Genomic DNA, 13,345 nt, shown 5'->3' on the forward strand with positions numbered 1-13,345 from the left:
GTAACACAACAAATAGGTTGCGGGTAGATTGGTGATATCCTTTGCTTCACGCGGGGTTAAGGGAATGTTCTTTTTTAGTTTTTCAATCAGGGTATTGTTGGTATTGTAAATGTGAAACAAGGTTTTTTTATCAAATTGTGGCGGTTCAAAAATCAGGTTGCTATCAATGCTGTATGAACCGTTTTCGTTAAAAATAATGGTCAATTCTTCAAGTGGATAATATTTAGCGCCTGAATGCAAGCCCAGTTTGACATATTCCACTATTTTAAAATAATCATCAGTATAATCGATAGTGATTTCATCCAAAGCCGAATAGAACAAACGCACCTGCTCGTTGATTAACTCGATATCCACCCTGGAATAAAAGGTGCTGTTTTTTACTCTTTTCGGAATTCCAGCCCAACACACCACAAAAATTTCCTTAAATACTTTGTAATGCGCCTTCAGGTTTTTGTGCCTGTTTACTACAAAATCCATCACCCCTTCCAGTGTAAGTTCTATATTGTTTTTGGCATGAGTTTCTATTTCGGCAACAATACTCGAGTTGACATCTTTGATTTCAATATCAAACACTTTGGGCATAGAGATACTTCCGTCTCTAAAAAATACACTGCCACCCCAGTATTTCCATATATTTTTTTTCAGCGAGGTGATTTTGTTATTGGGGCGAATGGTTACCAGTCCTACTACTTTTCCCTCACTTAAATGTGGAAAGGGAATATTTTCATAGGAAATCAAAGGCGCATGATCAAGATAGGCATTGGCTAGATTTTGAATCTTACTGTCGTCAAAAAAGTCAACACCCACAATTTCATTTGTACTGTCATCAACACCCACAACGATGTATGAATTGTTTTTTGGGTTGGAATTGCTCAACGCACAAATGTGTTTTAAAAACTTGGCCTTACCCTCTCTGTTGCTAAAATCAAAACGCAACTTTTTATCATAAAAGCTGCACTCATCGTTATGGGCCAGCAAGTTTTTAATAAGTAGGCGTTTGTTAATCATAGCTAACAAATTCCCGTCCCGATAGCTGTCGGGAGGAATTTCATTTTTAAATTTCCTAATTCTTATTCACAATAGTACTACTCGCCTGATCAATACTCATTACAACCAAATCAGCAATATTCACGTGTTTTGGCCGTGAGACCATAAAGCAGATAATTTCGGCAATTTCTTCAGGCAACAATGGTTGATAACCCTCATATACCTTGTCAGCCCGTTCTTTATCCCCCTTAAAACGCACCTCACTAAATTCAGTTTTAACCAATCCCGGGTGAATGGCACCCACTTTTATCCCGGTTCCGTTTAAGTCGATGCGCAAACCTTGATTGATAGCATCTACCGCTGCCTTACTGGCACAATACACATTGCCTTTGGGATACACTTCTTTGGCAGCCGTTGACCCAATGTTGATAATGTGCCCGGAGTTTCTTTCAAGCATTCCCGGCAAAACAGCTTTGGTGACATAAAGCAAACCTTTCACGTTGGTATCCATCATCGCGTCCCAGTCGTCGAGGCTTCCTTCTTGAAATTTATCCAATCCGTGAGCATTTCCTGCATTGTTGATAAGAATATCTATTTTTGAAAACTCATCTGGAATACCTGAAATATTTTCTTGAACAGTTTTTTGATTCCGCACATCAAAGTTCAAAATATGAATTTGGGTTTTGGATTTAAGTTCTTGTTTTAATTCCTCAAGCCTTTCATTTCTTCTTCCACAAATAATTAAACTATACCCGTTCTCGGCGAAAAGTCTTGCAGTTGCCAGCCCAATACCCGATGTGGCACCTGTTATCAGGGCGATTTTATGTGTCATAGTTGATTGTTTCAAAAACTTAAAATTAGTACTTTTTTAGTTAACCCCTGCAGTTAATTTTTAGTTAAGCAGTGCGTTAAGGTTTGTTAATAATATAATTTCAGGCAATAACAAAAGTTATCTTACAAATTAAAGATTAACCATAAAAACAGAAGAATTATGAAAAAGTTATTGAAAATCAGTTTTTTAGCATTGGCTACCGTGTTTTTTACAGCCTGTAGCGATGATGACAACAGTCAGGAGCAAACGTCAAGAATTATGGTAAGTTTAACCGATGCCCCGGGTGACTATGACCATGTTTATGTTGATGTTCAAGACGTAGTGATTAAGTACAGCAACAGTGAAAATGAAGTTTCACTTGGTCAAATCAATGCCGGCATCTACGACTTGCTTGAACTTACAGGTGGTATAAGTGTTTTATTGGCCGATGAGGAAGTTCCATCAGGGCATATTACGCAGATGAGACTTGTTTTAGGTTCTCAAAACTCAATTGTGGTTGATGGAGAGACCTACCCACTTCAAACACCAAGTGCTCAACAATCTGGATTAAAGCTTAATATTAACCAAACACTAGAACCAGGTATATTGTATGACTTTATGCTTGACTTTGACGTGGAAGAGTCCATTGTTGTTCAAGGTAATGGCAATTACTTGTTAAAACCGGTTATCAGAGCCAGTACAGCTGCTGAGTCTGGAGCAATATCAGGCACAGTATTGCCACTTGGAATTCAGGTATTGGTAACGGCTACAAATGGTGTTGATACCATTTCTGCTTATACCAATGCAGAGGGTGATTTTGTACTGCACGGTGTACCGGAAGGAACTTACACAGTAACCATCGAACCCGAAGTTACATCAGGATTACAGGTAGAGGTTGTTGACAATGTGGTAGTTACAAACGGCAACGTGACGGCACTTGGAACGATTACTTTGCTCTAGAAATTTATGTTGAAATAAACCAATAAAACAACGGGCAGCACCAACAAGTGCTGCCTGTTTTATTTTTAACCAATCGTTAACAAGATAAATGATTATAATTTTTCAATTTGCGTTCGCAAAATACTTTACTAAAAATCAATGATTATGGAAGAAACTAACGCTACAATTGACATTGGGGCATTAAACGAAAAGATAGAAATAGAAAGTGCTTTTGTAGACATTCTCACTATGGAGATGAATAAGGTAATTGTTGGCCAAAAGTATATGGTTGAACGATTGCTTATAGGTTTATTGGGTCGAGGACATATTTTACTTGAAGGTGTTCCCGGTCTCGCAAAAACACTTGCCATCAATACCCTTTCTCAAGCCGTTCACGGAACTTTCAGCCGTATTCAATTTACACCAGATTTACTTCCGGCAGATGTTGTTGGAACGCTGATTTACAACATGAAACTGAATGATTTCAGCATCAAAAAAGGCCCCATTTTCGCCAACTTTATCCTTGCCGAGGAGATTAACCGTGCTCCTGCAAAAGTGCAATCGGCTTTGCTCGAAGCTATGCAGGAAAAACAGGTAACCATTGGTGAAGAGACCTATACGCTTGACCAACCGTTTCTGGTTATGGCAACGATGAACCCCATTGAGCAGGAAGGAACCTATATACTGCCTGAAGCGCAAATGGACCGCTTTATGCTAAAAACGGTAATCAGCTATCCGCAAATGGCCGAGGAGCAACTCATCATTAGGCAAAACCTGAAAGAAAGTTTCGCTAAGGTTAATCAAGTGGTGACTTTGGAACAAATTCTACGCGCTCAAAGTGCCGCCCGCGAAGTGTATATGGATGAGAAAATCGAAAAATATATCCTCGACATCATATTCGCCACAAGAAATCCGGAAAAATACAACTTGGCAGAAATCAAGCCACTCATACAATATGGCGCTTCACCCCGTGGAAGCATCAACCTTGCCATTGCTTCAAAATGTTATGCCTTTATCAAGCGCAGGGGCTATGTAATTCCTGAAGATGTTAGAGCCGTTGTCCACGACGTGTTGCGCCACAGAATTGGGGTTACCTATGAAGCCGAAGCCGAAAACATCACTTCCGAAGATTTGATAAACAAGATTGTCAATCAAATAGAAGTACCATAATTAGTTAATAGTTATTGGTTAATAGTGGTTAGAAATTTGCGAATTAAAAATATTTTGCAATTTAGAGCCTAAACTTAAAACCCATTATGGATACTAAAGAGCTTCTCAAAAAAGTACGCAAAATTGAAATCAAAACCCGAAGGTTGAGCGATAACCTTTTTGGCGGGGAGTATCACAGTGCTTTTAAAGGAAAGGGAATGACGTTTAGTGAAGTGAGACAGTATTATTTTGGAGATGATGTTAGAAACATCGACTGGAACGTTACCGCCCGCTACAATGAGCCCTTCGTAAAAGTTTTTGAAGAAGAAAGAGAGCTCACCTTGATGTTGCTTGTGGATATCAGTGGGTCAGAAATTTTTGGTTCTACCAAACAGTTTAAAAATGAAATCATTACTGAAATAGCCGCTACGCTCGCTTTTTCGGCATTACAAAACAATGACAAAATTGGCCTGGCACTTTTTACAGACCAGATTGAACTTTACATTCCGCCAAAAAAAGGGAAGTCCCACGTGTTGCGTATTATCAGGGAATTGATTGAGTTCCAACCAAAGAGCAAAAAAACCAACATCGATCAGGCCTTGCAGTTTTTGGCAAACGTGCAGAAGAAAAAAGCCATCGCTTTTGTGATTTCAGATTTTATCACTGACGAAAATTATGAAAGTGCCCTGAAAATAGCCGCCAAAAAACACGACCTTACCGGAATTCGCATTTATGACGAAAGGGAAGAACAAATCCCCAACCTTGGTGTAATCCTTGCAAAAGACGAGGAGAGCGGTGAAACTGTTGTGGTGAACACCACCTCAAAAAAAGTAAGGGCCAACTATTCGAAATATTATATTGAAAAAGTAAGTTTTTTTCAAGAAAGCTTCCGTAAAAGCGGAGCAGGAACAATGAACTGCAGGGTGGATGAAAGTTATGTGAAAAAACTGATGACCTATTTTAAACAAAGGGCATAAATGAATAAAGTGAAAACGATATATTTAATAAAAAACAATTCCCTTGGCCGAAGATTTTCGGTGTTGACTGTTTTGTTTTTATTGTTTTTTTCTTTCCAGGCGTTTTCACAAGTTAAAGCCACACTTGACACAACTTCGCTCAGAATAGGGGAAGAATTTATCTACAGTATTGAGGTTAGGATTGATTCCACTGAAACTGTGCAGTTTCCAGAAGAGCAATCATTCCTGCCATTAGAAGTTATCGAATTCTATCCCACAGACACCACTTTTGAAAGCGATAAAACCCGGCTATTAAAAAAATACGGACTCACACAATTTGACTCGGGAAGATATACCATTCCGCAACAGCGGGTTCTGATTAATGAACGTGTTTTTTATACAGACACTTTGCTTGTTGAGGTTGCTGATGTTGTCGTTGACACCCTCATACAACCGATGTTTGACATCAAGCCCTTTATGGATGTGCCGCCCGTGAAAACCAATTGGCTAAAATACTTGCTTTGGGTGTTATTGTTTTTGGCAATCATAGCCGGGATGGTTTATTTGATTTTACACCAAAAGAAGAAAAGGGAAGAAGCCAGAAAACAACTTCCGCCGTTTGAAGAAGCATTGGTTGCATTGCAAACCCTTGACAGTTCAGCGTTTTTAAAAGAAAAGAGGGTGAAGGATTATTACTCCTCACTCACTGAAATTGTAAAACGCTACCTCGACCGTGAAGTCGATGAAGCCGCCCTTGAAAGCACCACAGATGAACTCATCGCCAAACTGGAACTCAAAAAAGACGCGGGTCAACTGGAATTTGACAAGGCCACCATCAATAAACTAAGAGAAATCCTGAAACGCGCAGACTTAATCAAATTTGCGAAAATGCAGATGGAAAGTGGTCAGGCGCAGTTAGACAGAACGGAGATTGAGGAAATCATCAAAGTCACCCACGAATCTATCCCGGAGCCCAGTGAGGAAGAAAAGCTTAAAGATGCCCTGTATCAGGAGGAACTTTTAAAGAAAAAGAAAAGAAAGAAACTAAAAGTTATTTTGGCTTCTATTGCTTCGGTCATTGTGTTGACAGGTATAATCCTTTCGGTCATTTTTGGAGTTCAAACGGTAAAAGACAAAGTATTTGGCAATTACACCAAATCGCTGCTTGAAGGAACCTGGATCAAAAGTGAGTATGGAAGTCCCGCGGTTGTTATGGAAACTCCTGAGGTTTTAGTAAGGACATCTGCTGAAGAAGACTTTGTGATTTCAAAAGATTTGGATGACATCTTCACCTTTGGAGACATTCAGAAAGAAATCTATGTGTATGTTGGAGCATCTCAAATAGCTGAAATGTCTCAGGTAAATCTGGAAGAAATTTTAGAAGAAAAACTCCTGTTGCTTGAAGAATCAGGCGCAACTAATCTGATTGTAATGGATGAGCCATTTACAACTGAAAAAGGAATTGTGGGTGTAAAAGCTTCCGGTGAATTTAATGTGCATTTAGGCAAGAACAGGTATAAGAAGAGCAAAAGTGATTATGAACTAATTATATTTGCTCAGGATGGAAGCTTGCAGGAAATCCTTATTGTAACCGACAAAGTGAACTTTTATGCCCAACAAATAAAAGAAAGAGTGTTAAACTCAGTAGAAATTGAAGTAATACAACAACGATGATACCTGTGTATTTTGAATTTGTAAATCCCGAGTTTTTCTGGCTGTTTTTGGCACTGCCGGTGGCCATGGCGTGGTATTTATGGAAACGAAATGAAACAACGGCATCAGTAAAACTTTCCGCTATTAAAGGGTTTAAAAAAAGTTCAAATTGGCTGGCAAAATTAAGACCCCTGCTTTTTGTTTTACGATTGGCGGCTTTGTCTTTATTTATTGTTGCTATGGCCCGCCCCAGAAATGTGGATACCACATCGAGAATCAAAACCACTGAAGGTATTGACATCGTGATGGCGATTGACGTTTCGGGAAGTATGCTGGCCCGGGATTTAAGACCCAACAGGCTGGAAGCATTAAAAAAAGTAGCTTCAAACTTTGTGATGGACAGGCCCAACGACCGCTTTGGGATTGTGATTTATGCCGGCGAAAGTTACACACAAGTACCATTAACAATTGATAAAAATGTGGTGGTGAACGCCATAAACAGCATTACCTACGGCAACGCCATTGAAGACGGAACCGCCATTGGTGACGGATTAGCAACAGCGGTTAACCGATTGAAGGATAGTCCCTCTGAAAGCAAAGTAATCATTCTGCTAACAGATGGAGTGAACAATTCAGGATTTATTGACCCGAGGATTGCCACAGAGCTGGCCCTGGCTTTTGATATTAAAGTCTACGGAATTGGAATTGGCACCACCGGAACGGCCATGTCGCCTGTTGCCATAAACCCTAACGGCACATTCAGATATGCCAATATGCCTGTTGAAATTGATGAGGAGCTGTTAAAGGAAATTTCCAAATCAACTGGCGGAAAATATTTCAGAGCCGGAACCACCACTAAGCTTGAGGAAATTTATGAAGAAATCAACAAACTGGAGCGCACCGAAATTGAAGAGTTTCAATATACTTCCTATGAAGAAAAATTCCGGCCATTGATTTTACTGGGCGGAGTATTGTTGCTGTTTGAACTGTTATTGCGTTTCACCTTGTTTAGAAGTTTTGTTTAAAATGTACCAACTTGAAGAAACATACTATTTATACTATCTGGCGATAATACCGCTGGTGTTGCTCTTGTTTCTTGCCGTTCATTTTTGGAAAAGAAGAGCACAAAAGCGCTTTGCAGATAAAGAAGCCCTTGAGAGGTTGAGTCCATTAAGATCCACCTTCAAGCCCGTTTTAAAAATCATTATTTTCTGTCTTGCATTGACCTTTTTAGTAGGCGCTTTGGTCAACCCCAGAATGGGGACGAGAATGGAAGAAGTCACTCGCGAAGGTGTTGATGTTGTATTTGCCATTGATGTTTCCAAAAGTATGCTTGCCGAGGATATTGCGCCAAACAGGCTTGAAAAATCCAAACAAATTGTCAACCAGTTGCTCAACAGGCTGGGTGGTGACAGGGTGGGCATCATCGGTTATGCCGGAAGTGCTTTTCCGCAACTTCCCATCACAACAGATTACAATGCTGCCAGAATGTTTTTAACTTCGATGAATACTGACATGGTTTCCTCACAAGGCACTGCCATCGCTGAAGCCATTGAACTTTCAAAAACCTATTTCACCAATGGCAGCGAAACAAGCAGGGTGCTCATCATCATTTCAGACGGTGAAGACCATCAAGGCAATGTGGCAGCCTTTGCCGGAGAAGCAGCCGCTGAAGGCATCAAAATTATCACCATAGCTGTGGGCTCACCCACCGGTGGACCCATACCCATCAAACGCAACGGAGTGTTGCTGGAATACATGCGCGACCGAAACGGAGAGCGTGTCATTACCAGAATGGAAGAAGATATTTTAAGGGAAATTTCAAGCATTACAGGAGGAATCTTTCTCTATGGCGACATTACGGCTCAGGTAGTGGATGAGGTTACCAAATTTTTGGACACCCTTGACAAGGAAGAATTTGAAACCATGCAATTTGCAGAATTTAAAAACCAATACCAATGGTTTTTGGGAGTGGCATTGTTGCTTTTGTTTTTAGATATTTTCCTGCTGGAGCGAAAAACGCTTTGGCTCAATAAACTGAATTTGTTTAACGAAAAAAAACAATGAGACTACTGTTTCTTGTCATAACGATGTTGTTTTCAACTTTTGGTTTTTCACAATCAAAAGAGGAACTGGCGCGTGCAAAAGAAAATCAGCAGTTGTTGTCACAGGCACAAAAAAGCCTTGATGATGGCGATTTCGCTTCCGCTGAAGCGAAATTGAGAAGGGTGATTTCCACTGACCCCAAAAACACCGAAGCCAAATACAATCTAGGGAACGCCTATTATGGTCTGGGCAAAAATGCCGAAGCCGGCAAACGCTACATTCAAGCTGCCGAAGTAGCCCAAACCAAACAAGAAAAGCACAAGGTTTATCACAATCTGGGCAATGTATTTATGAATGAAAAGCAATACCGTGCTGCTGTCGAAGCCTATAAAAATGCCTTGCGCAATAACCCACGTGATGAAGAAACCCGGTATAATTTAGCATTGGCCAAAAAAATGCTTGAAGAGCACGGTGATGAAGGTGGTGAAAGTGAAGACGAGCAGGAACAAGAAAGCCAGGATGAGCAGGAAGGTGAAAGCCAGGAAGAGCAAGATCAGGGCAGTCAGGATAGCGATAGTGAAGACAAAGGCGATGAGGGTGACCAAGAACAACAATCTCCTGAGCAAACTGAAGCCGATGAACAGGAGGGTGATAACCAGGGACAGCCCGAGCCCAGAGAAGGAAGGCTTTCACCACAGCAAATCCAGAGTTTGCTGGAAGCCATGAATCATGAAGAGCGAAAAGTCCAGGAAAAAATCAACTCCGAAAGGCAAAAAGGCGTTAAAACCAAGCCTGAAAAGGACTGGTAGTAAGATGTTTAGAAATATTTTTACTTTTTTTAAGTAAAGATTAATACCATGGAGTAAAAACAAAGTTTAATTTCGCAACTGTAATCTAATCAGGATGAAGGCAAAACTTATACTTATCGCTGTGCTGTTTCTCTTTGCAAGCCCTGTGTTTGCACAGGTAAAGTTTGTTGCTAAGGTGAGTAAAGAAAAACTCGGCATCAACGAGCGTTTGCGTGTAGATTTTGAAATGAATAAAGATGGTGACAATTTCCAGCCGCCTAATTTTGCGGGTTTTAGAGTAGTAGCCGGACCAAATCAGTCAGTAAGTAATTTGTGGATTAACGGGCAGCGCACATACTCAAAAACTTTTACCTACTTCTTGTCACCCACTGCAAGAGGAACTTTCACTATAGGGCAGGCTTCCATTGAAATTGATGGCGAAATATACAAAACCGTGCCCATTGACATTGAAGTAGTGGCAGCCGTTGACCAGCCCAGTGATGGTGATAATAACGAAATCGTTTCAGAAGGAGATATTCATCTTGTTGCCGAGATATCAAAAGCAAACCCATACCTCAACGAAGCCATAACAGTTACCTATAAACTCTATGTATCTCCCGAAACTTCTGTGAGCGGATGGCGGGTGATTGACAACCCAAAATACACCGATTTCTGGAGCCAGAATATTGACAGCCCTCAACTCAATGTTCAGGAAGGAACTTATCGGGGAAGGCCTTACCGCTATGCTATACTTAGAAGCACGGTGCTGTATCCTCAAAAATCAGGAAAACTCGAAATTGAACCCCTTTCACTCGATGTTCAGATGGAGGTGAGAACCAACAGAAGGGATATTTTTGGCAGGCCTTTTATGACACGGGTTAACAGGACTCTATCTTCCGGAACCCGAACTATTGATGTAAAATCATTACCGCTAGACGGGCAACCTGCAAATTTTTCAGGCGCTGTAGGAAAGTTTGATTTTAAAGTAAACTCAAACAAAACTAGTTTGGCTGCCCGTGAATCCCTTGAGCTTACTGTTGATGTCAGTGGCACCGGCAACCTGAAGCTTTTTAGACCGCCAAGTCTTGTTACACCATCAGCTTTTGAAGTATATCAACCCGAGTTTAAAGACCGAGTGAGCACCACTCAAAGCGGAATGCGAGGTTCTATTTCAGAAAGCTATACCATTATTCCACAGTTTCAGGGTGAATATACCATTGAGCCTATTTCGTTCAGCTATTTTGACCCGGAAACCCAGAGTTACAAAACAATCACTTCCAATGAAATTTTTATCCAGGTGGAAGGTGGTTCGGTTTCAGGCACTATGCCCGCATCGCCACAGGGAGCCTTTAGGCAACCCGTGGTACAACAAAATGAACAATTTAAATACATAAAACTCGAGCCTAATCTTGTTGCAGTCGATCAACCGGCTTTTTTCAGATCACCCGTTTTTTGGACCTTGTTTTCCGGGCCTTTATTGTTGTTACCGCTTATTATCTTCATAGGAAGAAAGCAAAAAGAAATGGAGAGTGATATTGCCGGACAACGCCTTAAAAAAGCAAACAGACTGGCCAAGAAATACCTTTCTGAAGCCAAACGAAATCAAGGCGACCAAAAGCAGTTTTATGACGCTTTGGAGCGCGCACTTCACAATTACCTGAAAGCAAAACTTTCCATAGAAACTTCAGAATTTTCAAAAGAACGCATTGAAGGGATTTTGCTTGACCGAAAAGTGTCAGCTGAAGTGAGCACAGAATTTATAGGTTTACTCAAGAGTTGTGAATATGCACGCTATACCCCAACTACAGAAGGTGCCATACAATTGGATTATGAAAAAGCCGTAGAAGTATTGTCTAAAATTGATAAGCAAATTTCATAATTATGAAGAGCAGGTTTTTGTTCCTTTTATTGTTTTGGGGAATGTTGTCCTTTGGCCAAAATGAAGCCCTGTTTGAGCAAGGAAACAATCAGTACAGAGACGGAAATTATGAATCAGCAATTACTTCCTGGGAGAGAATACTTGAATCAGGCGATCATTCTGCTGCCTTGTATTTTAATTTAGGAAATGCCTATTTTAAAATTGATAATCTTGCAGAAAGCATTTATTTTTACGAAAAGGCCTTACAACTCGCCCCGGGTGACGCAGAAATCAGGAACAATTTGGCCATTGCACAAAACAGTACCGTGGACATCATAGAGCCACTTCCAAAAAATTTATTTAACACCTGGATTGCAAACATCTCCCAAATGTACTCTTATGACCGTTGGGCAATTGCAGCAGTAATTTTTATTGTGTTATTTAGTGTATTATTTATTTTCTACTATTTTGCCGGAGCCTCATCACGTAAAAGAATCTTTTTTTCAGGGTCTATGGTAGCATTATTTATAGGCTTACTCAGCGTTTTCTTTGCTTTTAAAAATTATGATCTTGTAGTTGATCAAAGAGCAGGAATTGTTTTTGCGGCTTCCACTCAGGTAAGAAGTGAGCCGGTTATGAGAAGCGAGGTTTCCTTTACCCTTCATGAAGGGACCAAAGTAAAAATAATCAGCGAAGTAGATGACTGGAAGCGCATCAAACTTGCAGACGGCAAAGAAGGCTGGATGCTTAAAGAGCACCTGAAAGAGCTGTAAACCTCATAATTTTCGTTTCAACTTCTAAAGATTCTTTTCCTCCAAAGTTTTTAAATATATTTGAAACTAATTTAGCTTGCGAAAACAAGTCCAAAATTTAGACTTTTAATACACAAAAACCATGGATGCATTTTATAAATCATTACTTGACAACAACAAAAAATGGGTAGAAAGCAAACTTTCAGCAGACCCCGATTATTTTGAGAAATTAGCTAAAGGTCAGCAACCACCACTACTTTGGATTGGATGTGCAGATAGCCGTGTGCCGGCAAACGAAATCATCGGCGCACAGCCCGGTGAGGTGTTTGTCCACAGGAACATTGCCAACTTGGTTGTTCATACCGATATGAATATGCTAAGCGTTGTCGATTATGCGGTAAATGTATTAAAGGTTAAACACATCATTGTTTGCGGCCATTACGGATGTGGAGGTGTTCAGGCGGCGATGGGAAATAAATCTTACGGAATTATAGACAACTGGATCAGGCACATAAAAAACACTTACCGTTTGCATCAAGATGAACTTGACGCCATTGATGATGAAGGAAAGCGTTTTGACCGTTTTGTTGAGCTAAACGTGAGTGAGCAGGTTTTTGATCTTGCCAAAACTTCCATAGTTCAAAACGCCTGGAAAAACAATCAGGATTTGATGCTTCATGGCTGGGTGTATTCAATCAAAAAAGGAGTTGTACAGGAAGTTGTGTCAAGAGTTCATAATAACTCGAAACTTGACGAAGTCTATCAGCTTGATTTTTAGTCAGCAGGTTCGATATATTCATTAATTTCTTTAATCAATTTGGGAAGCACCATAGGCGCAAGCGAAGAAACCGGCTTGTACAATATGGAAGCTTCCTTTTTTTCTTCGTCTAAAATTGAAAAATCCTGTTCAAACGAATTAAAAAACAATAACAAAACACTCAGGAAAAACGCTGATGAAAGCAACCCAAAAACTGCACCAAAAAACTTATTGATTAACCCCAGTGCAGCAATATCGGCCATTTGAGTAAGTACTCTAGCCAACATTGAGACCAAAATCACAATTCCGATAAAAGTAATCGCAAAAGCAACAAGGTTGACAGTTTGTTCTTCCCAGCTAATGAATTTTATCAAAAATCCGGAAACAAAATGGGAAAAATAAATGGCACCGATTACGCCCAATATCAACCCAACAAGTGAGGCCAATTCAACAAAAAACCCTTTTCTAAACCCCTGAAAAAGGCCCACAAGAAGGAATACACCTAAAACAATATCGAGAACATTCATGTTTATCGGGTTATGTCAGGCTAATATACTAAAACTTCGTTTCGGGTTTGTATCTTTGCAGCTTCAAATCAGAATTAATAATTAATGGCAAGAGACGAAGAATTAAAAGCACGCTGGGAAGC

Annotated in this window: 13 protein-coding genes; 10 read left to right on the forward strand and 3 right to left on the reverse strand. The window is 40.2% G+C overall.

All coding sequences use genetic code 11. The features are described from left to right. Positions 1 to 1,008, reverse strand: a 1,008-nt coding sequence (locus AC6F75_RS06855; RefSeq protein WP_500714214.1) for a DUF5929 domain-containing protein, incomplete at its 3' end; no start/stop codon positions are given. Between the two features lie 55 nt (positions 1,009 to 1,063). After that, positions 1,064 to 1,819 (reverse strand): SDR family NAD(P)-dependent oxidoreductase, encoded by a 756-nt coding sequence (locus AC6F75_RS06860; protein WP_500714216.1) that lies wholly within the window; start codon positions 1,817 to 1,819, stop codon positions 1,064 to 1,066. Between the two features lie 159 nt (positions 1,820 to 1,978). Here AC6F75_RS06860 and AC6F75_RS06865 point away from each other — a divergent pair, with 159 nt between their 5' ends. From AC6F75_RS06865 to can, 10 genes are all read left to right on the forward strand, one after another. After that, positions 1,979 to 2,758 (forward strand): DUF4382 domain-containing protein, encoded by a 780-nt coding sequence (locus AC6F75_RS06865; protein ID WP_500714217.1) that lies wholly within the window; start codon positions 1,979 to 1,981, stop codon positions 2,756 to 2,758. Between the two features lie 144 nt (positions 2,759 to 2,902). Then, complete coding sequence (locus tag AC6F75_RS06870) at positions 2,903 to 3,907, forward strand: AAA family ATPase (RefSeq protein ID WP_500714218.1); 1,005 nt, start codon at positions 2,903 to 2,905, stop codon at positions 3,905 to 3,907. Between the two features lie 86 nt (positions 3,908 to 3,993). Next, on the forward strand, positions 3,994 to 4,863 hold the full coding sequence (locus tag AC6F75_RS06875) for a DUF58 domain-containing protein (protein WP_500714220.1): 870 nt from the start codon (positions 3,994 to 3,996) through the stop codon (positions 4,861 to 4,863). Beyond that, a complete protein-coding gene (locus AC6F75_RS06880; RefSeq protein ID WP_500714221.1) occupies positions 4,864 to 6,516 on the forward strand; it encodes a DUF4381 domain-containing protein in 1,653 nt (550 codons plus the stop codon). It begins immediately after the preceding gene. Then, a complete protein-coding gene (locus AC6F75_RS06885) occupies positions 6,513 to 7,520 on the forward strand; it encodes a VWA domain-containing protein (RefSeq protein WP_500714222.1) in 1,008 nt (335 codons plus the stop codon). Before AC6F75_RS06880 ends, AC6F75_RS06885 begins: the two co-directional genes overlap by 4 nt. A 1-nt stretch (position 7,521) precedes the next feature. Next, a complete protein-coding gene (locus AC6F75_RS06890) occupies positions 7,522 to 8,562 on the forward strand; it encodes a VWA domain-containing protein (protein ID WP_500714223.1) in 1,041 nt (346 codons plus the stop codon). Next, a complete protein-coding gene (locus AC6F75_RS06895) occupies positions 8,559 to 9,350 on the forward strand; it encodes a tetratricopeptide repeat protein (protein WP_500714225.1) in 792 nt (263 codons plus the stop codon). Before AC6F75_RS06890 ends, AC6F75_RS06895 begins: the two co-directional genes overlap by 4 nt. Before the next feature lie 94 nt (positions 9,351 to 9,444). After that, positions 9,445 to 11,208: a BatD family protein gene (locus AC6F75_RS06900; RefSeq protein WP_500714226.1), complete on the forward strand. Its 1,764-nt coding sequence runs from the start codon at positions 9,445 to 9,447 to the stop codon at positions 11,206 to 11,208. A 2-nt stretch (positions 11,209 to 11,210) separates the two neighbouring features. After that, a complete protein-coding gene (locus tag AC6F75_RS06905; protein ID WP_500714227.1) occupies positions 11,211 to 11,960 on the forward strand; it encodes a tetratricopeptide repeat protein in 750 nt (249 codons plus the stop codon). 121 nt (positions 11,961 to 12,081) lie between these two features. Further along, on the forward strand, positions 12,082 to 12,717 hold the full coding sequence (gene can, locus AC6F75_RS06910; RefSeq protein ID WP_500714228.1) for a carbonate dehydratase: 636 nt from the start codon (positions 12,082 to 12,084) through the stop codon (positions 12,715 to 12,717). On the opposite strand, the gene AC6F75_RS06915 is transcribed toward can, so the two are convergent. After that, a complete protein-coding gene (locus AC6F75_RS06915) occupies positions 12,714 to 13,223 on the reverse strand; it encodes a CvpA family protein (RefSeq protein ID WP_500714229.1) in 510 nt (169 codons plus the stop codon). The genes can and AC6F75_RS06915 overlap by 4 nt on opposite strands. Positions 13,224 to 13,345 lie beyond the last annotated feature (122 nt).

Source organism: Planktosalinus sp., from assembly GCF_059864935.1.

Coding starts and splice junctions, on each gene's coding strand:
- AC6F75_RS06860 (WP_500714216.1), bottom strand. CDS start 1,819: ATGACACATAAAATCGCCCTGATAACAGGTGCCACATCGGGTATTGGG.
- AC6F75_RS06865 (WP_500714217.1), top strand. CDS start 1,979: ATGAAAAAGTTATTGAAAATCAGTTTTTTAGCATTGGCTACCGTGTTT.
- AC6F75_RS06870 (WP_500714218.1), top strand. CDS start 2,903: ATGGAAGAAACTAACGCTACAATTGACATTGGGGCATTAAACGAAAAG.
- AC6F75_RS06875 (WP_500714220.1), top strand. CDS start 3,994: ATGGATACTAAAGAGCTTCTCAAAAAAGTACGCAAAATTGAAATCAAA.
- AC6F75_RS06880 (WP_500714221.1), top strand. CDS start 4,864: ATGAATAAAGTGAAAACGATATATTTAATAAAAAACAATTCCCTTGGC.
- AC6F75_RS06885 (WP_500714222.1), top strand. CDS start 6,513: ATGATACCTGTGTATTTTGAATTTGTAAATCCCGAGTTTTTCTGGCTG.
- AC6F75_RS06890 (WP_500714223.1), top strand. CDS start 7,522: ATGTACCAACTTGAAGAAACATACTATTTATACTATCTGGCGATAATA.
- AC6F75_RS06895 (WP_500714225.1), top strand. CDS start 8,559: ATGAGACTACTGTTTCTTGTCATAACGATGTTGTTTTCAACTTTTGGT.
- AC6F75_RS06900 (WP_500714226.1), top strand. CDS start 9,445: ATGAAGGCAAAACTTATACTTATCGCTGTGCTGTTTCTCTTTGCAAGC.
- AC6F75_RS06905 (WP_500714227.1), top strand. CDS start 11,211: ATGAAGAGCAGGTTTTTGTTCCTTTTATTGTTTTGGGGAATGTTGTCC.
- can (WP_500714228.1), top strand. CDS start 12,082: ATGGATGCATTTTATAAATCATTACTTGACAACAACAAAAAATGGGTA.
- AC6F75_RS06915 (WP_500714229.1), bottom strand. CDS start 13,223: ATGAATGTTCTCGATATTGTTTTAGGTGTATTCCTTCTTGTGGGCCTT.